We start from the raw sequence: 18,124 nt of genomic DNA on the forward strand, positions 1-18,124 counted from the left end.
TTCAATGTCATAAATAAACAAAGGAGATGCATCACATCACTCACCAAAGACAGTGGCAACCTCTTTCATTTTTTCAATAATGGGAAGATGATAAGGACACCGATCAAGGCACTTGCCACACTGGATACAGGCACTTGCTTTGACTGGTTGTTTGGAGTAGTACGTCTCTGCATAGCCCACCATTTTATAACGTGTGTAATAGCCTTCAGCTATGAACATTGCTGGAATATTAATCCCTGCTTCACATGGTGCGCAGTAACCACAGCGTCTGCAGAAATTTCCATGAAGCTCATTGACAATGGCATCGGCCTCTTCTTTTTCAGCCTGAGTGAAGGTGTAATTTCCTGATGCAACTGAAATATTTTGCTGAACCTCTTCGGGTTTCTCCATACCAGGAATAACAGCTGAAACACAGTCGTTTTGGAGGATATATTTAATGCTGAGAGCACCGTTTTGAATAGCACCACCCGCAATAGGCTTCATGCAGATAACACCAATATTTCGAGATTTCGCTTTTTTAAAAAGGGGCTCTGCTTGATTTTCAACTAAGTTATATGGAAACTGAAGGGTCTCAAAAGGCATGTCATCAACAATTTCCATCATAAAATCGGCACTGTGTGCTGTCGCCCCAATATGGCCAATTTTACCTGCTTCTTTGGCCTCAAGCAAAGCCTTGTAAGCACCGTTTGGCCCCATAACTGTCTTATAGTCATTCATATCTTTTAACAGATGCATTTGATAAAGGTCAATATAATCTGTTTGAAGATTCTTCAGTGATATTTCAATGTCTGCCTTCATAGAAGTGTAGTCTTTTGCCATAGATTTTGTTGCCAGCACGAATTTTTCTCGACGTCCTTTTAGGGCATTTCCAAGAAATTCCTCACTGACTGTATAACCACGAGCCGTATCAATGAAATTGACACCAACCGTTTCAAGTTCATCAACAATTTTATGGACCATATCTTGGTTGACACGTTGGATTGGAATTCCGCCAAACCCAACACAGACAACTTCAAGTCCAGTTTTACCTAAAATTCTTTTTTCCATTACACCACTCCTCGCATACAATACATTGCTCGGTCTACATACAGCTGAGATTTAAAAGTCCATATTATAGTTGGATTCAGCTTATGTATACAATCCGGGTTTAGTATAGCATATTTTTGTACAAACATCTTGTGTAATGGATACGTAACCCTATAGTCAAGATAAAGTGGTAAAATGTAGAAGCATCTAATATAGGAGGACAATATGCAAATAAAGAATGAATGCTTGCCTTGTATGGTGAAGGCACTGGTAAAACTAGCCGAGAAAGTTACAGATGATAAAGCTTTGCAAGAAGATATTATCACTTACGGTATAAGGTGTATGGGGGCGGATCCATTCAAGGCGTCAGCGCCCTATATCACTGCTCAAATATATGAATATGCCAAGAAAAAATCAGGGAAAACAGATCCATATTTGCAAGAAAAAAAGTTTTTAATTTAATCGCAGACAAGTTGATTCAGGTCTTAGATTTAAAAAAACTAATAATAAAGAGCCATGATCCTCTTGAAACAGCTGTAAGGTTGGCGATCGCAGGCAATATTATTGATTACAGTTTAGGAAATGACGTGGATGAAAATAGTGTCAGACTTTCGGTGGAAGAAAGTCTGAGCGCAGATTTATTTGGCATGGATATGTCAGAATTTAAAAGAGATATTGAAAACGCAAAGCGCATAATGATCATAGGGGACAATGCCGGTGAAATAGTTTTTGATAAACTTCTGGTTGAAATGCTACCACAGGAGAAAGTGGTTTATGCTGTAAAAGGGGGTGCCATTGTAAATGATGCCACAATGCAAGATGCTGTGAGCACTGAAATGACACATCTTGTTAAAGTGGTTGAAAATGGGGCATCAATACAAGGTACGATTCTGGAGCATTGCAGCGAGGCCTTTGTAAAATTATTTGCAGACAGTGATCTCATTATTTCAAAAGGGCAAGCCAATTTCGAAACCCTAGACGGCCAAAAAGATAAGAACATATATTTTTTACTCAGAGCCAAGTGTAAAGTCGTTGCAAGTGAAGCTGGTTGTGGTCAGGGTGACTTTGTTTTTATGAAAAACACATATTCATTAGAGGGGCGTATGTAGAATTAAGTTTATAGAAAGTGAGGTGGGTGCATGTACTGGTTTATAGGTCTTGCAATTATTATATTTTTACTTGTTCGGGTCATCTCTTTAACAGATCAAATCCGAAAGCACGAAAGATGGATCAAAAAACTAAACAAGGACATTAAGACCTTGGCATCAGAGTTGGCAGATGTGAAAGACAGGGGGATTCAAGGACATGAAGCCACCGAGGCAGACGCTGATGAAGGAAGTAGGTCTCAAGAAGAGATAAGTCCAGTACAGGCAGTGGATGAGGTTAGTGAAGAAATACCGATTGTGTCAAAGAAGAAAGTCACAATCACGCCAAGTGTTCACAGAAAGAAAACAAGTAAGGATAGATTCTCATTTGATCTGACCAGTTTAACCATTGAATCTATTATTAGTAAAATTGGTATAGGTCTTGTCCTAGTTGGCTTGGGCTTTCTCTTTAACTACGCTTATGATCGTGGTCTCATCACAGAACAGCTGACAATAATACTGGGCTACATGCTGGGACTTGGTTTATATGGAAGCGGTTTTTATACATTAAAAAAAGACAGACAAAAACTTGGCCATGTGCTCATAGGTGGAAGTATTTCAGCCTTCTACATAACAACTTATGCAGGGTATTTGTTTTATGATTTAATTGGACAGCCCCTGGCCTTTGCTGTCTTGTGCACTATAACCCTATGGGCTTTTTTAAGTTCTGTTTATTTAAAAGCACAATCAATATCTATTGTTGCAGTTGTGGGTGGGCTTTTGGTGCCATTTATGACAGACCTTGACTTTATTGGTCTCTCTGGTCTTGGGATTTATATAGGCATAGTGGCCCTGGGGACCATGATAATTTACTTTTTTCATAGATGGCGCTACCTGCAAATTGCAGGGATTGTCAGCGTATATTTTGCCCTCTTCCTAATGGGGACAGGCTACAATATGGTAGGGCCGGATACAGGTTTATTTTTCGGTCTTTTGGTTTACCTAGTAATTGTTCACACTTTGCCAGATATACTAGGGTGTTACTTGGAAAGACATGAGGGGTCCCCAAATACAAGGGAAAACCTCATCAATGTTGTGGCACCCCTTGTCACAGTTGTCTATGCGGTTTATTTTGATCTGGCCAGTCAAAACTGGATGGCACTTGTCTTTGCAGGGCTTGCCCTTTTATATGCGGGTGTCTTCATAGCCTATATTAGAAAGCAATTACAGGGACATATGAATGTGATTGTGGCAGGGACTTCAGGCATATACTTGGCTTTTTCAAGCATCTTGTATTTTGATGGTGGTATACGTCCCCTTATGATCTTGATAATAAGCCTTGTTTTCTACTATGGAAAAAATAAGCTTGCTGGAAGAAAAGGACGACAAGACTACTTAACTTATATTGGTCATGGTATTATGGGTCTCGGTCTGGTTTTTGTTGCCATAGACCTTGCTCTGGCCTTTGATACGGGTGGAAACACAGGCACATATATTGGCCACACCCTATCTATTATAGTCATGGGCATAGGGGCATGGCTTCAAAAAGGTAATGAAGAAGATCGTAAAGAAGATAAGAAAAATAGTAAGAATAGTAATAAGAAGAAAAACGGAGCACGAAAAGGAATTGGTGTTCTTGCCATGCAAGTGTATGCATCAGTTTTGCTCCTTTTGATGGTGTATGAAAATGTATTAGAAGACGTTTTTTTAAGGACACTTCTTGTGGTTTATTTTATATGGGTTTTAGTTCTACAAGCAATTAAAGAAAAGTTAAATATAATACCTGACACGGGGCTCATGATATTTGCATTCATACTGCCTCTCATTCGAGGATTGACTGCTTTTGTGGCTGTTGTAAACTTTGAATTTGATGGCCTGGCTCTTACGGCTGGCATGTTTTTATCCATAGGCCTTTATGCACTGGCTGAGCTACGATACAAAGATGAAATCAATAGAAGTGGCCTTAAAGTGGCTGCCCTTTCAACATTAACCCTTAGCCTAGTGCCTGACCTTTATGTATTAACAGAGACCCTAACCTATGGGGTTACAATTATAGGCCTCATACTTATTTTGTATGGCAAGTACGACAAGGACAACTTCCCTGTAGCAAATGTCTTAAAGTCTTCCGCAGCCTCTATTTGGACGGGCCTATTTGTCTTATCAAACGGACTGGTTCTCTTTGAAAACGGTTTTAGTGCTTTGATACTTCTTTCAACCCTAGTTCAGTTGCTCATTCTTTTCTTACTGCTGAGTGACTATATAAAAGATCGGACAATAAGTTTTGTAAGCTATAGTGTCCTATTCTTTTTCGCATCTTACAGCGCTCTATCAGGTTTAAATGGAGCGGATGGAGCCATAACCTTAACCTGGGCGGCCTATGCCCTTTTACGATTGACCTATCACATGATGAAGGGACAAAAGAAACTGACATATTATGCCCTAGGGCTTATTGTCTTTGTGGTTGGCAAGTATATTTTGGTTGATATAAGCACAGTAAGTGTCCTATGGAAGGTCGTAACATCCATGATCTTTGGCTTCGCTCTACTGATACTAAGCTATCTCATTCAGCCAATGATTGATAAGTTTTCAAATGGGAAAGAGAGTCAAGGTGAGTAGGATGCAATCGAATTACACCCACCTGAAAAATATATTTGAGTATGTTGAAGAACATATACATGAAAAACTGAGTTTAGAAATGATTGCTGAAAATATCGGTCTTTCAAAATATTATTTGCATAGAATTTCATCAGCGGCTATTGGAAGGCCGTTAATGGAGTATATCAGGGCTAGAAAACTTGCTCATAGCCTTGATATGCTCATTTACACCGATTTAAGAATACTTGATATAGCCAAGAATTTTGGATTCAACCATGAACAGACCTATATTAAGGCCTTTAAAAAGGCCTTTGGTACAACGCCCAACAAGTATAGAAAGGGTGGATTATCTATAGATGTCATAGAGCGATTTGATATAGACAGTCTTGTAAAAATGGGGGACAATATCATGGTTAAACCCCGGTTTTGTACGAAAGAGACGATCCACTTAATCGGTATAAAACATTATTTCACCGTCAAAGAAAATAAAACAAAATTTAGGGCCGCTCAAGTGGGAAATGATTTTTATTTTAATGACCGAGAAAAAATCAAGTGGCCAAAGCAAGAGGAAATGTATATTGGATATTCCAGACTACAGGAAAATGAACCAGGCCCCAATTTATATATGACAGCACTGGAAGTCACAAAGGTAGAAGATGTTCCCGAGGGCATGTCCCAACTGGATATTCCCCCTCACCAGTATGCTGTCTTCAAGTATATTGGAAGCAAGCACTCCAAATATATGACATATGAAAATGTTGCTGATATACTTGAAGATATTTTCATTTGGCTAGGTCAGTCGGAGTATTGTCAGGCAGCCCCCTTTGTATTTGAAGCCATTGACGCATCAATCGCTACAGAGACCTACTGCGAAATTGATATTCATATTCCTGTGAAAAGAAAAGTTTAATTTAAGCCTGATCTAACTTATCTAAAAGAACTGGGGCTTGATAGCGACTCATGTAGGCTGTTTTTTCACAGCTTAAAAAGTAGATTTCATAAGACCTGTCCCCATGTTCAACAATTTTTGTAATATGGTCGGCGTTTACGATATATGACTTGTGGACTCTGAGAAAGCCTTCAGGAAGCAAAGCGTGGATGTCGCAAATGTTTTGCCGAACGGAAATGGCATCGTCCTCTGTATGAATGTAAACGTCTTTGTGTAGTTTTTCAATGAATATGATTTTTTTAAAAGGAATCCAGTGGATTTCTTTTTTTGTTTTAACCAAGAGGCGGTCGTGTTTCTGAAGGTTATTCCGGCCTATTTTTCTCTTATCAATTTCCAGTAGGGCATGTTCTAATTTTTGCTTAAAATGCAGGAGATTTATGGGTTTGAGAACAAAATCATAAGCATGTATTTGTAGAGCTTGAAGGGCTAAGTCAGGAGATGCGCTTATGGCAATTATTTTGACACTGTGAACTTTATCCTGAATTGATTGCCCAACTCCTATGCCGTTAAGAGGCTCGTCCAAGTCTAAATTTATAATGACAAGGTCAAATCTATGGCTTTCAAGCAAGCTCAGGGTAGAGTTGAGGGAATCAGCCATATAACACTTGTGGTTGGAGTGGATATCACCGAGCAGGTTGGCGATGAGTTTTCTTGTAGGTATGTTGTTTTCAATAATGAGTATATTGATCATTTCAATTCTCCTAAAGTGGGCGACTTGCATAATCTCATTCAAGCCCCTGATATTACAAATTACTGTTCCACACATATATTTATGAGGAGAATACCATGCCTGGGTCATGGAAAATGAATCATTCTTGCGGTAGAATTTTGAAGAGAACTATTTTGAGTATGTCGTGGTAACCTTTATGAAGAATAGAAAAAACGACTGGCTTAATATTATCTCTACAAGGTAGAAAATGATGAAAGCGTAAAATTCCTAGAAAAGTGGTATATAGTATAAAGTGACGGCCAAGGATTAAAGGCTCAGTGATTCATTTTTTAAACATCAAAGACACAATAATGGAGGCATTCATATATGAAGGCTGTTATATGGAACACATACGGACCACCTGAAAAACTGATTATTAAAGATATACCAAGGCCAGACCCAAAAGAGGATGAGGTTCTCATTCAAATCCACGCATCAACAGTGACACTGGGTGACTGTGAAATGAGATCACTGGATTTCATTTTTACAATCTCATTAATGCTACGTCTCTATTTTGGCGTTTTTAATCCAGGGGAAAGGGTGTTGGGGCAGGAACTCAGCGGACAAGTTGTTAAAGTCGGTTCAAATGTAAGGCGATTTAAGGTGGGAGACCGAGTCATTGCCACACCAGGAATGAAGTTGGGCACATATGCCCAGTATACCTGCATCAAGGAAAATCGCAGCGAGGGCGTCCTTGTTAAAATTCCCGATAGTGTGGGCTACAAGGAAGGAGCAGCCCTTCCCGTGGGCGGACTTGAAGCCTTAAACTTTGTGGGAAACAGCCATTTGAAAAAAGGGGAAACCATACTCATAAATGGTGCTGGGGGAAGCATTGGAACCATGGCCATCCAACTTGCCAAAAACCAAGGGGCCTATGTTGTGGCTGTCGACAGACAAGACAAACTGGATTTTTTAAAAGCCGTTGGTGCCGACGAGGTGATTGATTATCAAAAAGAAGACTTTACCCTGGGCCAGGATAGCTATGATGTTATTTTGGATGTTGTGGGGAAAGCTCATTTTTGGAGAAGTCTTAAAAGCTTAAATAAGGGTGGGCGATATATGATAGCCAATCCGAGTATGAGCCTACTTTTGAAAAAAACACTTGCATCTATTCGTAAGAACTTTATCAGACAAGATGCCCATAAAAAAATATATATGAAAATGACCAATCAAAGCAATGACGATATGATAAAAATAATCGAAATGCTCAAGACAGGTTCTATAAAAGTTTTTATCGACAAGGTCTATAGACTTGACACAATCACAGATGCCCATCATTATGTTGAAGGTGGACATAAAAAAGGCAACGTGGTAATAGATATTGAACAATCGGGAGATCAGAATGTATAAGAAACTATTTGATCAAAAAGCACAAATTGAGATGGATGCGTTTTTTTTGAAGCACTTTTCAAATATGGGCAAGGCAACCTGGTATGAAAAAGGTGCGGTTATAGACCCACCAGACAATGACCATATATTTTTGGTGCTTGAAGGGGAACTCAACCAGGCTATGTATTCAAAAAGCGGGAGCATGATTAATTATTATAGGCTTCTCAGGGGAAATATTTTTGGAGAAATTGACTATTTTGATACGGAAAGGGCCAATGTTATAAATAAGGCCGTCAGAAGCTGTAAAATTGTCACCCTAAGCCGACAGGCTGTGGAAGAAAAATTGGCACAGACACCGACAATGTACAGATATTTTCTTTTAAGTATTGCAAAAAAGTATAGGATTATAATGCACGAACTTGCCAATTATCGCTTCAATGATGCCCATGGAAGACTGGCAGACTTTTTCCTTAGACTGTTTTACTCAGAAGAAGAACCGGTGGAAGGCAAGGTCATTGATATTGCATTTACGCAAGAGGACTTGGCAGATCGAATTGGACTCAATAGGATCACAGTGACAAATGGTATTAAAAAATTTAAAGAAATGGGTCTCATTGAAATAGTTCATAGAAAAGTGATCATTAAGGATGTAGAAGGTCTGAAAACGTTCACGGATGTTCCCCTTTAAAACACTGGTATTGCAGTGAAAAACAGAGTATATAAGTCATGAAAATATTAAGATGATTCATTTGTGAAATCAGTCACAATTGAATCATCTTTTTTACGTTATTATAATAATTGTCTCTTTTGAGAATGATTCTTTAAAGTTAATGTCTTAAAAATTGTAGTTTAAGCGACATAAAAATTTTAAAAATTGATTTACCATTTTCCATACAGGTGTGGCGAAATGGCCACGAAAAAAACAGACAATTCTTGAAGTTGCGGAGGGGAACCCAGTGAACAACATAAAAGAGTTAATTGACAATAATTTTGATAATTTCTTGACGGACTTGAAAGATATCATAAACATTCCGAGTGTTTATACAGAAGATAAAAGCCCATTCCCATTTGGAAAGCCCATTGATGAAACATTGAGACAAACGCTTTCCCTGGCTGAAAAGCTTGGATTCAAAACGCATTATGATAAAGATGGATATTATGGCTATGCTGAGTATGGTCAAGGGCATGAAATGATCGGTGTTCTAGGGCATTTAGATGTTGTGCCTGCTGGGGATGAAAGCAAATGGGTTACCAATCCATTTGAAGCCACACTGAAAGACAATGTTTTATATGGCAGGGGCACACAGGATGACAAGGGACCGACACTGGCGGCTCTGTATGCATTTAAGGCCCTGGTAGACAGCGGTGAAGAAATAAACAAGCGGGTCCGCTTTATATTTGGTATTGATGAAGAACTGCTATGGAGAAGTATTTCAAAGTATGTGGAAAGAGAAGAGATGCCAAGCGTGGGATTTACCCCAGACGCATGTTTCCCTGTAATATATGCTGAAAAAGGTCTTCTTCAGATAGATTTAACGGCCCCGAATACAAGTGATTTAAAGCTAGTTGGCGGAGATGCCTACAACGCTGTGCCTTCAAAAATGACTGTGGACACCACGGAGAAACTGACCAATGCTCTTGAAAATTTAGGCTATGAGTTTACAGTCAGTGGGGACAAGACCACAGTTTTAGGAAAAAGTGTCCATGCCAAGGATGCGGACAAGGGCGTGAATGCCATAGCTCGGACTGTCCTGGCAGGTCAGTCAATAGGCTGGCGCTCAAAAGCTATTGATTTCATAAACGACTATGTGGGGGAAGACGCCCTAGCTCAAAAGATATTTGGCATATGTTCCGATGAAGCGTCTGGTTCTTTAAAATTCAATATCGGCAAGATTGAACTGAATGAGACAGAGGAAAAAATAAGCATAGATATTCGAATTCCGGTTACAGTGTCTAAAGATTTTGTTTGGGACAAGCTGGAATCGATTGTTAAAAAGTATGGCTTTGAAATGAAAGAGAACGACTACTTGAAATCAATCTATACCCCGCTTGATGCACCGCTTGTAAAGAAGTTGGTTGAAGCCTACCAAGAAGTGACTGGTGACAAGGAATCTAAGCCTCTTTCATCTGGTGGAGCAACCTATGCTAGAGCCATAGACAATTGTGTGGCTTTTGGAGCAGCTTTTCCATTCACTAAGGAAACAGAGCACCAACCCAATGAAGGCATAGACCTAGACGAGTTAAAAAAGGCAATGCTTGTTTATGCAAGTGCATTCAAAAAGTTACTTGACTAGAAGTTACTTGACTAGAAGTTACTTGACTAGAAGTTGCTTGACTAGAAGTTGCATGAATTAAAGTCGCTTTAATTAAAATTGCTTAAATTAAAGTTGCATGAATCAAGAAGAGGGCTTTATAAGTCAACTTCATCGGTTCATAAAAATGTTTATGACAGAATATACGTGTTTATATTCTGTTTGGGCAAGGGGATAAGCACCTATTTTGGCAGATGCCTATGTGTAACACTAAGATACATTCATATTTTCAGGTGGACATTTAAGGCGGATGGGGCAGTCAATACAGGTGTTTTAACCAAGCCAAGATATTATCTATTATTTATAACATTATTAAATTGGAGGCAAAACAATGAGTACAAATTTAGCGCACGAGAAAAAGCAAAACAATGCGCCGCAGAAGAAGAAAAGAAGTTTTCCAACCGCATATACGGTTCTTTTCATCGTTCTGGCCCTGGCAGCACTCCTGACCCACACAATACCAGCTGGGTCATATGCAAAACTTATTTATGATGATGCATCAAACGCCTTTGTCGTGACAACGCCACTGGGTCAAACATCTGAGTACGAAGCAACACAAGCCACTCTTGATGAACTGGGTGTCAAGGTAGATGTTGAAAAGTTCTTAGATGGCAGTATTTACAAAGCGGTGGCCTTGCCTGGCACATATGAAGAACTCCAGTCAAATCCTCAAGGCTTTATAGAAGTGATTCAAGCACCGATTTCAGGTGTTTATGACACAATTGATATTATTATGTTCGTATTTATCATTGGTGGCATTATTGGTGTGCTCAACGCAAGTGGCGCCTTTGATGCTGGATTTGCGGCCTTGTCACATGCGACAAACGGACGTGAGTACCTGCTGATTATAATTGTAACCTTCCTAATCGCATGTGGTGGTACAACGTTTGGATTAGCGGAAGAAACAATTGCCCTGTATCCAATTCTAGTCCCTGTCTTTATGATCGCTGGCTATGATGCTATTGTTTGTATAGCCGCACTTTATATGGGATCTTCAATAGGTACAATGTTCTCGACAGTTAACCCATTTTCATCGGTTATAGCATCCAATGCAGCAGGCATTTCATTTACAAATGGCCTTGCATTCAGAGGTGCGGGTCTTGTCATAGCAACAATCATTACCATCACTTATATCATTAAATATGCAGAAAAAATTAAGAAAGACCCATCCAAGTCACTTATTTTTGATCAGAAAGAAGAACTGGAAAAGCGTTTTTTACATGAAACAAAAGAAGTTCCAGCCTTCACTGGTCGCCGTAAACTTATGCTGGCCTTATTTGCATCAGCCTTCTTTGTAATGATATGGGGCGTTGCAACACAAGGATGGTGGTTCATGGAAATGACATCCCTATTCCTAGTGGTTGGTATTGTACTTTGCGTCTTATCTGGTATGGGAGAGAAAAAAGCTGTTAGCAATTTCGTTGCTGGTGCCGCTGACCTAGTGGGTGTTGCCTTAACAATTGGTGTGGCGCGTGCAGTAAACCTTATAATGGACAATGGTCTAATTTCAGATACAATCCTACACGGTGCAACTGATATTGTTTCAGGCATGAATGGTGGCGTCTTCTCAATTATTATGCTGGGTATATTTATGATACTTGGTTTCTTCATTCCGTCTTCGTCGGGTCTTGCAGTGCTTTCTATGCCTATTATGGCCCCTCTGGCAGATACGGTTGGTCTTCCAAGAGACGTGATTGTTAGTGCATATCAGTATGGACAAGGTCTAATGGCATTTATCACACCGACGGGGCTCATACTTGTAACCCTTTCTATGGTAGATGTCACGTATGACAGATGGCTCAAGTTCATTATGCCACTTCTTGGTATGATTGGTGGATTTGCGGCGGTGATGCTGCTTATTCAAGCTTTGATCTAAAATATTATAATGATTTTTAAAAGACCAAACACAGACTGTTTTTTCAGTCTGTGTTTTTTTATGCGATTCAGTCAAGAATATAGAAATGTGTGAAGCCATGACAAGTATAAAAATATCGCTGGTGACAAAAAATTCAAGTTTAAGGTAGAAATTGGTTGTTTATATGATGAAAATCAACTCATCAATCACTTGTTTTAATAAATTCATGAAAATGCATAATTATGCTCATGTTTATGTCAGAAATCACTCTAATTGTTAATATTTATGTAACATATTATATGAGTTTATTCAAGTAAGATGTTATCGTGAGAGATTTATTGAGCAAGAAAGTTGATTAACGGAGGACTAGATGTTTAGAAACATGAAACTAACAAACAAAATAATACTGCTTGCGGTGGTCATAGTTGTCATAAATTTGGCACTGCAAACCAACTTTATTTTGAACATTCGAGAAAATGACTTGAATGAAACCACACTGGCAGTGGAGAGACTGTCAGAGTCACAGGCCAAAATCTTTTCAGAACAGTTAAAACATGTGGAATTTGTTGTGAAAAGCTATGCTGAAGACTTTGGGATTCTTATTGAGAATAAGAGTTTAACAAGGGAGGATGCTATAAAAATCCTATCTGAGAGCCTTCAGGAGAATGATCTGATCGTGGCTCATGGACTGGGTTTTGAGAGAAATACCTTTGATGGACAGGACGACGTCTATAGAAGCAGGCCTTCTCCTGGGTCAAATGCAGAAGGTCGATTTTTGCCCTATATGTATGAAAATGCAAGTGGAGAGATCGTTACAGAGACACTTGTAGGGTATGACCAGCCAGGTGATGGGGATTGGTACCTCATCCCTAAGCAAACCAAGGATGCCATTATAACCGAGCCGTATCTCTACCCGCTCAATGGTGAGGAAATCCTGATGTTCACTGTGTCTTACCCTGTTATTGTGAACAGCCAATTTGCAGGCGTCATAACAGCAGATATTGCCCTTGACGCAGTGCAAACAACGATTTCAGAAGACCAGGATAGACAAAGATTGAATATGAACACCCTCTTTTTTACCGGCACAGGAGCGGTCATAGCTTCAACACTTGATGAAAACATGATTGGCAATAGCATTCTAGGCAGTCCAGAAGTGGATGCCATTGTTTCAGGAGAGATCTTCCAAACAAGAATTGCCCACATTGATGCCCTTCAAAGTCGCCAACTGATTGTGTCTTATCCGATTGCCTTTATTGATAGTCATTCCAAATGGTATATCATGAACTTTGTCCCAGAGAAGGTGGTCTTTGCAAAGTTTAAGTCCAATTTGACCATGAACGTAACAGTGGCATTGGTGGCCCTTGTCTTCATAGCTGTTCTTATATACTTTATAAGCAGAAGTATAAAAAAACCCATACAAAAGCTTATGGAGACCATAGGCTATGTCAGTGAGGGAGACATGACAAAAGCCTGTAGCCTAGGCACCACAGACGAAATGGGACAGCTTTCAAGCAAGTTTGACCACATGATAGACCAGGTCAAGAACCTCATTGAAAATGTTCAAAACTCCGCTGGTGTCGTTGGGGAAAGTTCTGAAAAAATGTCTCAGTTTGCAAGCGCCAATGCAAACAGCATTCAAGATGTAAACACAATTGTCAGCCAAATTTCTGAAGCCAATATTAAACAGTCAGAAGATATCGAAGGCATTGTGGAACAAACGGCAGAGTTAAGTCGAATGATTGACGAAATGACACTGGCCATAGAAGATGCCAATGCCATTTCAGATCAAACAAGAACAGTTTCGAATGAGGGTATTGCAATCCTGGGAGACCTGGATGCTAAGTCAACAGATACCCGTGAGAAATCTCAGGAAATATCATTAGCCGTTAAAGAGGTCAACGCATCTGTTGGAAATATTGAAAGCATAACAACACTCATAGACAATATTGCCTCTCAGACCAATTTGCTGGCCCTGAATGCTTCCATTGAAGCAGCAAGAGCAGGAGATGCAGGGCGAGGATTTGCTGTTGTTGCAGATGAAATACGCAAGCTTGCTGAGGAGACAGCCAAGGCGACAAGTGACATTAAAGACATTGTCACAGTGGTCATTGAAAAGTCTCAGAAGGCCGTTGTGACTGTTGGCGAAGTGAATGAAGCACAAGACCAGCAGTTTGCCATAATTGAAAAATCAGTCAACATTTTCAGTGAAATCAATGAAGCCTTTGAAAGTCTTTCTAAAAAGATTAACAATGTGGATAAGAATGCAGGCATAATTGATCGAAATAAAGATGAGATTATGGATGCCATTTCCAACATCTCAGCGGTTTCTGAAGAGACAACGGCAAGTACAGAAGAAGCCACATCAACAATGAATGAGCAAAAACAAGCCATTGACGAATTAAGTAAGTATAGCAATGGCCTGCGCGGTTTAACAGATGAATTGCAGGCCCAAGTGAATAAGTTCAAGGTATAAAAGCATCATCCTAAATGGCATAGAAAGTTCCAGTGACAGGTTAAAATCTGACACTGGAACTTTTTTTAGAAGCAGTGTAAGGCGGGGAAAGCAAATGAATTGTGGTTTTGTATTTGACCTGTGAAATAAACCAGTAAAAAATTCTGAAATATGTTAGCATTTATATAAAGAAGAGCTTAAAATAATTGATTTCAACCAGGCTATAAAAGAGAGACTAAAGCAATCAGTCCTACAGATAGATTCGGGAGGATGGTGAAGATGAAAATAGACATAAATTGTGATTTAGGAGAAGGCTTTGGACGGTATACTTTAGGGGGAGATGATCAGCTGATGAAATATATTTCATCAGCCAACATTGCCTGTGGCTTCCATGCGGGTGATCCGACAACGATGGACAAGACGGTCAAAATGGCCCTTGAAAACGACGTGAAAATTGGAGCCCACCCTGGCTATCCAGATTTACAAGGCTTTGGTAGACGAGCTATGGATATGCATCCTGAAGAAATAAGAGCAATGGTCATTTATCAGGTTGGGGCCTTGAAGGGATTCGTCAGTGCCTATGACGGCCGGCTTCATCATGTGAAACCACATGGCGCCCTATACAACAGGGCCAGTCAGGACAAATTAACGGCTAAGGCAATTGTTGAAGCAGTAAAGTCAATTGATCCTAACCTTGTACTTTATGGACCTTATAATTCAGAACTCCACAAGGCAAGTGTGTTCAATAAGCTAACCTTCCACTGTGAAGCTTTTGCAGACCGAGCCTATGACAAAAACGGACAGCTGGTATCAAGAGCAGAACCCGGGGCCCTTATTGATGACGTCAAGACCTGTGCGCAAAGAATTGAAAAATTAATACAAGAAAACCGCATAGAAACAATTGAAGGGAACTTCATAGATATGAAAGCACAAACCCTATGTGTTCACGGAGACAATGATAAGGCCCTTCAGTTCGTTAAAAGTTTGGTTGATAAATTAAAAACCCTTGGTTGTGAGGTGGGATAAAGAGTGATAGAGAATCCAGATATACATATAATTTCAGATAATGCGGTTATAGTCGCCTATCCTGAAGTTATAGATGAAAAAGTGAATGCTCTTGTGATGGATTTATATTTATGTTTGGGCCATGAAAAAGAGACAAACCAAGTTTTTAGGGGTGTTCTTGAAATGGTTCCTACCTATCACACCTTACAAATTATCTTTGACCCTCTTGTATGCAACCCCTATGACTTAGTCAATGAAGTTCAGAGTCTTATTAAAGGACAAAAAGAGATCTCTAAACACAATGGGAGAGTGATTCGTATTCCTGTCTGTTATGAGCTTCCATATGGACCGGATCTGGACTTGGTGTGTCAGCATCATGGATTAAGTCGAGCGGAAGTTATAAGAAGGCATACAGCCAGAAAATACTTGATATTTATGATGGGATTCACGCCGGGATTTCCATATCTGGGTGGCATGGATGAAAGCATTTCCATGAATCGTAAGGAAAAACCGCGACTTAAAATACCGGCAGGATCTGTGGGGATTGCAGGTGCCCAAACAGGGGTCTATCCTGTAGAAAGTCCTGGCGGGTGGCAAATCATAGGCAGAACACCATATAGATTATTTGACCCCCAGGCTGTGAAGCCTTTTCTATTTGAAGCGGGAGACCAGATTGAGTTTTACTCGATTTCTGTAGAAACATACAAGAGACTCAAGCACAAATCCACTTGATAAATTATTCAAAACAAACTTGCGACAGGGCTTTACTATGAAAGATAAAGATCACAAAAGAGAAATCAAAAATATATAGGTGATAGGCATATGGGCAAAATAAGAATTATAAAAGCTGGTCTTTCGTCCACAATACAAGATCAAGGGCGTTTAGGCTATCGAAGCAGGGGCATTAGTGTTTCTGGCGCCATGGATAGGATCGGGGCAAGACTGGCCAACATGCTGGTTGGCAATGCACCAGAAGAAGCTTGTATTGAAATGACACTTTTAGGCGATACATTTGTCTTTTCAGAAGACACCATCATCGCTATATGCGGTGGAGATTTCAGCTTTAAAATTAATGGAAAACCAATAGGAATCAATACCTCCATCCCTGTTGTTAAAGGGGATATATTGACATCAGAATTTGCTTTAGCGGGATGCCGAGCCTATTTAGCCCTAAGAGGCGGTCTGAAAACAAGAGTGGTTTTATCAAGTCGGTCCACATCTGTTAGAGAGTCGCTGGGTCATTTTGGAGGCAGGAAACTTAGAGCTGGGGACGAACTCCCATATACAGCTTGCTCTGCCAGTTTTACAAAACAAAAAGTGCCGGCTGACTTGCTAGACAGGTTATACAAACCCAGACCCATAAGATTTACATATGGAGCGAAGGCGAAGCGTTTTTCAGACCTTTCAAAGGGTGTTTTTACCGAGTCGGATTATAAAATCGGTCAGTCGTCTGACCGGATGGGCTACCGCTTGTCTGGTGGATTCATTCATGCCCAAGGGGGACATGATATTATATCGGGTGCGGTGAATTTTGGGTCCATCCAGGTTCCGGGAAATGGGCAGCCAATAATAATGATGGCAGACTGCCAAACTGTAGGTGGCTACGCTAAGATAGGCCAGGTCATCCAGGCTGATTTACCCTACCTGGCCCAGTGCAAGCCAGGAGACACTCTAAAGTTTCAAGCTGTTTCTGTGGATGAAGCCATTGGTCAGTGGCGTGATTTGCATAGTCAAATAGAGGGCTGGAGCCGTGAAATTTCAGCCAGCTTTCGTGAGGATGAAAAAGACTTTGAGCAAAAGAAGTATTTTGAAATTGCCATTGATGGGAACCTGTATAACGTAAGAGTGAGTGATAAAATATGAAAATTGGAGTGACAACAGCTATACAAGCAAGTCAGCAAGTAATAGAGCGTGCTCAAAAGGTCAGTAGGGACTTGCAAAGACCCTACTATGAAAGAAAAAAGCTAGGGCTTAATAAGCTACTCGCCTTGCATGATTTAGACCATTTATTGATTGTTCAAGAAAGCAAATTGCTTCTAAAAAGTGGTGACAGTGAGATGTTTTGGCATCCTGGTACAGCCGTGATTAAGTTGTGGGACACAGGAAGTGGTATTTCAAATCAACTTCTAAAGGCAGTGTGTCCACAAGCCGATGATGTCATTTTAGATTGCACCTTGGGGTACGGATCAGATGCCATTGTCCTGGCATCAGCCTTAAGGGGAAGAGGGCGAGTGATAGGCCTAGAGGGCAGTGAGATCATTGCATATTTGACCAAGGATGGCTTGGAGAATTATGAGAATGTCAACCCAAAGGTCAAAGAGGCCATGTCAAAAATTGAAGTGATTCACACTGACCACGCATCTTATTTAAAGACCCTTGATGATGAATCTGTTGATATAGTTTACTTTGACCCCATGTTCCAAAATCCAAATATGAAATCAAAATCAATGAATGTCCTTAGAGAATTTGCCAAAATGAATACTTTAAATAAAGATACACTGGATGAAGCCCTTCGTGTGTGCAAAAAACGCGTCATTGTTAAAGAACGTATTGGCAGTGGTGTCTTTAAAACACTTGGAATAGAAAATAGAGTGGGTGAAATTCGCTACGGGTCAGTTGTCTACGGTGTTATTCATAAAAATACAGAATGTACAGAAAATTATACAATTTAGAAGAAAACAACTTTACGAAAATTTGAAGTCTTCCATAAAAATAGACTTTATGAAATAGTGCTTGAAAGCCGTATTTTCTGTGTGTTAATATAAACTTGGATGCGAGAAAACGTTTCCAAAGGGGTCTATACTTAT

15 protein-coding genes are annotated in these 18,124 nt (G+C 39.9%); 13 read left to right on the forward strand and 2 right to left on the reverse strand.

Annotated features, from left to right (window positions below; all coding sequences use genetic code 11):
* Window positions 1-36 precede the first annotated feature (36 nt).
* Window positions 37-1,047, reverse strand: a complete 1,011-nt coding sequence (locus ACQ4KW_RS08280) for an aldo/keto reductase (protein WP_430886062.1) — start codon at window positions 1,045-1,047, stop codon at window positions 37-39.
* A gap of 204 nt (window positions 1,048-1,251) precedes the next feature.
* Here ACQ4KW_RS08280 and ACQ4KW_RS08285 point away from each other — a divergent pair, with 204 nt between their 5' ends.
* Genes ACQ4KW_RS08285 through ACQ4KW_RS08300 form a run of 4 tightly spaced genes read left to right on the forward strand, consistent with a single transcriptional unit; the run spans window position 1,252 to window position 5,616 of the window.
* Window positions 1,252-1,488: a hypothetical protein gene (locus ACQ4KW_RS08285; RefSeq protein WP_430886063.1), complete on the forward strand. Its 237-nt coding sequence runs from the start codon at window positions 1,252-1,254 to the stop codon at window positions 1,486-1,488.
* Between the two features lie 11 nt (window positions 1,489-1,499).
* A complete protein-coding gene (locus tag ACQ4KW_RS08290) occupies window positions 1,500-2,135 on the forward strand; it encodes a damage-control phosphatase ARMT1 family protein (protein ID WP_430886064.1) in 636 nt (211 codons plus the stop codon).
* A 30-nt stretch (window positions 2,136-2,165) separates the two neighbouring features.
* Window positions 2,166-4,727, forward strand: coding sequence for a DUF2339 domain-containing protein (locus ACQ4KW_RS08295; protein ID WP_430886065.1), 2,562 nt, complete (start codon window positions 2,166-2,168; stop codon window positions 4,725-4,727).
* A 1-nt stretch (window position 4,728) separates the two neighbouring features.
* Complete coding sequence (locus ACQ4KW_RS08300; protein ID WP_430886066.1) at window positions 4,729-5,616, forward strand: AraC family transcriptional regulator; 888 nt, start codon at window positions 4,729-4,731, stop codon at window positions 5,614-5,616.
* 1 nt (window position 5,617) lies between these two features.
* Here the strand turns inward: ACQ4KW_RS08300 and ACQ4KW_RS08305 are convergent, their stop codons facing one another.
* Complete coding sequence (locus tag ACQ4KW_RS08305; RefSeq protein WP_430886067.1) at window positions 5,618-6,346, reverse strand: LytR/AlgR family response regulator transcription factor; 729 nt, start codon at window positions 6,344-6,346, stop codon at window positions 5,618-5,620.
* A 345-nt stretch (window positions 6,347-6,691) separates the two neighbouring features.
* Between ACQ4KW_RS08305 and ACQ4KW_RS08310 the strand changes: the two genes are divergently transcribed.
* The 9 genes from ACQ4KW_RS08310 to ACQ4KW_RS08350 all read left to right on the forward strand — a co-directional run bounded on the left by ACQ4KW_RS08310 (window position 6,692) and on the right by ACQ4KW_RS08350 (window position 17,989).
* Window positions 6,692-7,714, forward strand: coding sequence for an NAD(P)-dependent alcohol dehydrogenase (locus ACQ4KW_RS08310; protein WP_430886068.1), 1,023 nt, complete (start codon window positions 6,692-6,694; stop codon window positions 7,712-7,714).
* Complete coding sequence (locus ACQ4KW_RS08315; RefSeq protein ID WP_430886069.1) at window positions 7,707-8,381, forward strand: Crp/Fnr family transcriptional regulator; 675 nt, start codon at window positions 7,707-7,709, stop codon at window positions 8,379-8,381. The genes ACQ4KW_RS08310 and ACQ4KW_RS08315 overlap by 8 nt, the downstream gene beginning before the upstream one ends.
* Window positions 8,382-8,649: 268 nt before the next feature.
* Entirely contained in the window at window positions 8,650-9,987 is a 1,338-nt protein-coding gene (locus tag ACQ4KW_RS08320) for a Sapep family Mn(2+)-dependent dipeptidase (protein ID WP_430886070.1), read from the forward strand.
* 349 nt (window positions 9,988-10,336) lie between these two features.
* Window positions 10,337-11,881 carry a YfcC family protein gene (locus ACQ4KW_RS08325; RefSeq protein ID WP_430886071.1) on the forward strand — a complete coding sequence of 515 codons (1,545 nt, stop codon included), beginning with the start codon at window positions 10,337-10,339 and terminating at the stop codon, window positions 11,879-11,881.
* A gap of 349 nt (window positions 11,882-12,230) precedes the next feature.
* Window positions 12,231-14,333: a methyl-accepting chemotaxis protein gene (locus tag ACQ4KW_RS08330; RefSeq protein ID WP_430886072.1), complete on the forward strand. Its 2,103-nt coding sequence runs from the start codon at window positions 12,231-12,233 to the stop codon at window positions 14,331-14,333.
* A gap of 258 nt (window positions 14,334-14,591) precedes the next feature.
* The gene (locus tag ACQ4KW_RS08335) at window positions 14,592-15,338 is read left to right on the forward strand and encodes a LamB/YcsF family protein (RefSeq protein ID WP_430886073.1); all 747 of its coding nucleotides are present in this window, start codon (window positions 14,592-14,594) and stop codon (window positions 15,336-15,338) included.
* A gap of 3 nt (window positions 15,339-15,341) precedes the next feature.
* Window positions 15,342-16,049, forward strand: coding sequence for a 5-oxoprolinase subunit PxpB (gene pxpB / locus ACQ4KW_RS08340; RefSeq protein WP_430886074.1), 708 nt, complete (start codon window positions 15,342-15,344; stop codon window positions 16,047-16,049).
* Window positions 16,050-16,139: 90 nt separating this feature from the next.
* Window positions 16,140-17,180, forward strand: coding sequence for a biotin-dependent carboxyltransferase family protein (locus ACQ4KW_RS08345; protein WP_430886075.1), 1,041 nt, complete (start codon window positions 16,140-16,142; stop codon window positions 17,178-17,180).
* The gene (locus tag ACQ4KW_RS08350; protein ID WP_430886076.1) at window positions 17,177-17,989 is read left to right on the forward strand and encodes a class I SAM-dependent methyltransferase; all 813 of its coding nucleotides are present in this window, start codon (window positions 17,177-17,179) and stop codon (window positions 17,987-17,989) included. The genes ACQ4KW_RS08345 and ACQ4KW_RS08350 overlap by 4 nt, the downstream gene beginning before the upstream one ends.
* Window positions 17,990-18,124 lie beyond the last annotated feature (135 nt).

Origin of the sequence: Tianxiuia mixotrophica, assembly GCF_050596425.1 — a bacterium.
Taxonomy (GTDB): Bacteria; Bacillota; Clostridia; order Peptostreptococcales; family Acidaminobacteraceae.

Bases quoted from the DNA above. Each gene is read 5' to 3' on its own strand.
- ACQ4KW_RS08280 (WP_430886062.1), bottom strand. From the start codon at position 1,047: ATGGAAAAAAGAATTTTAGGTAAAACTGGACTTGAAGTTGTCTGTGTT.
- ACQ4KW_RS08285 (WP_430886063.1), top strand. From the start codon at position 1,252: ATGCAAATAAAGAATGAATGCTTGCCTTGTATGGTGAAGGCACTGGTA.
- ACQ4KW_RS08295 (WP_430886065.1), top strand. From the start codon at position 2,166: ATGTACTGGTTTATAGGTCTTGCAATTATTATATTTTTACTTGTTCGG.
- ACQ4KW_RS08300 (WP_430886066.1), top strand. From the start codon at position 4,729: ATGCAATCGAATTACACCCACCTGAAAAATATATTTGAGTATGTTGAA.
- ACQ4KW_RS08305 (WP_430886067.1), bottom strand. From the start codon at position 6,346: ATGATCAATATACTCATTATTGAAAACAACATACCTACAAGAAAACTC.
- ACQ4KW_RS08310 (WP_430886068.1), top strand. From the start codon at position 6,692: ATGAAGGCTGTTATATGGAACACATACGGACCACCTGAAAAACTGATT.
- ACQ4KW_RS08315 (WP_430886069.1), top strand. From the start codon at position 7,707: ATGTATAAGAAACTATTTGATCAAAAAGCACAAATTGAGATGGATGCG.
- ACQ4KW_RS08325 (WP_430886071.1), top strand. From the start codon at position 10,337: ATGAGTACAAATTTAGCGCACGAGAAAAAGCAAAACAATGCGCCGCAG.
- ACQ4KW_RS08330 (WP_430886072.1), top strand. From the start codon at position 12,231: ATGTTTAGAAACATGAAACTAACAAACAAAATAATACTGCTTGCGGTG.
- ACQ4KW_RS08335 (WP_430886073.1), top strand. From the start codon at position 14,592: ATGAAAATAGACATAAATTGTGATTTAGGAGAAGGCTTTGGACGGTAT.
- ACQ4KW_RS08345 (WP_430886075.1), top strand. From the start codon at position 16,140: ATGGGCAAAATAAGAATTATAAAAGCTGGTCTTTCGTCCACAATACAA.
- ACQ4KW_RS08350 (WP_430886076.1), top strand. From the start codon at position 17,177: ATGAAAATTGGAGTGACAACAGCTATACAAGCAAGTCAGCAAGTAATA.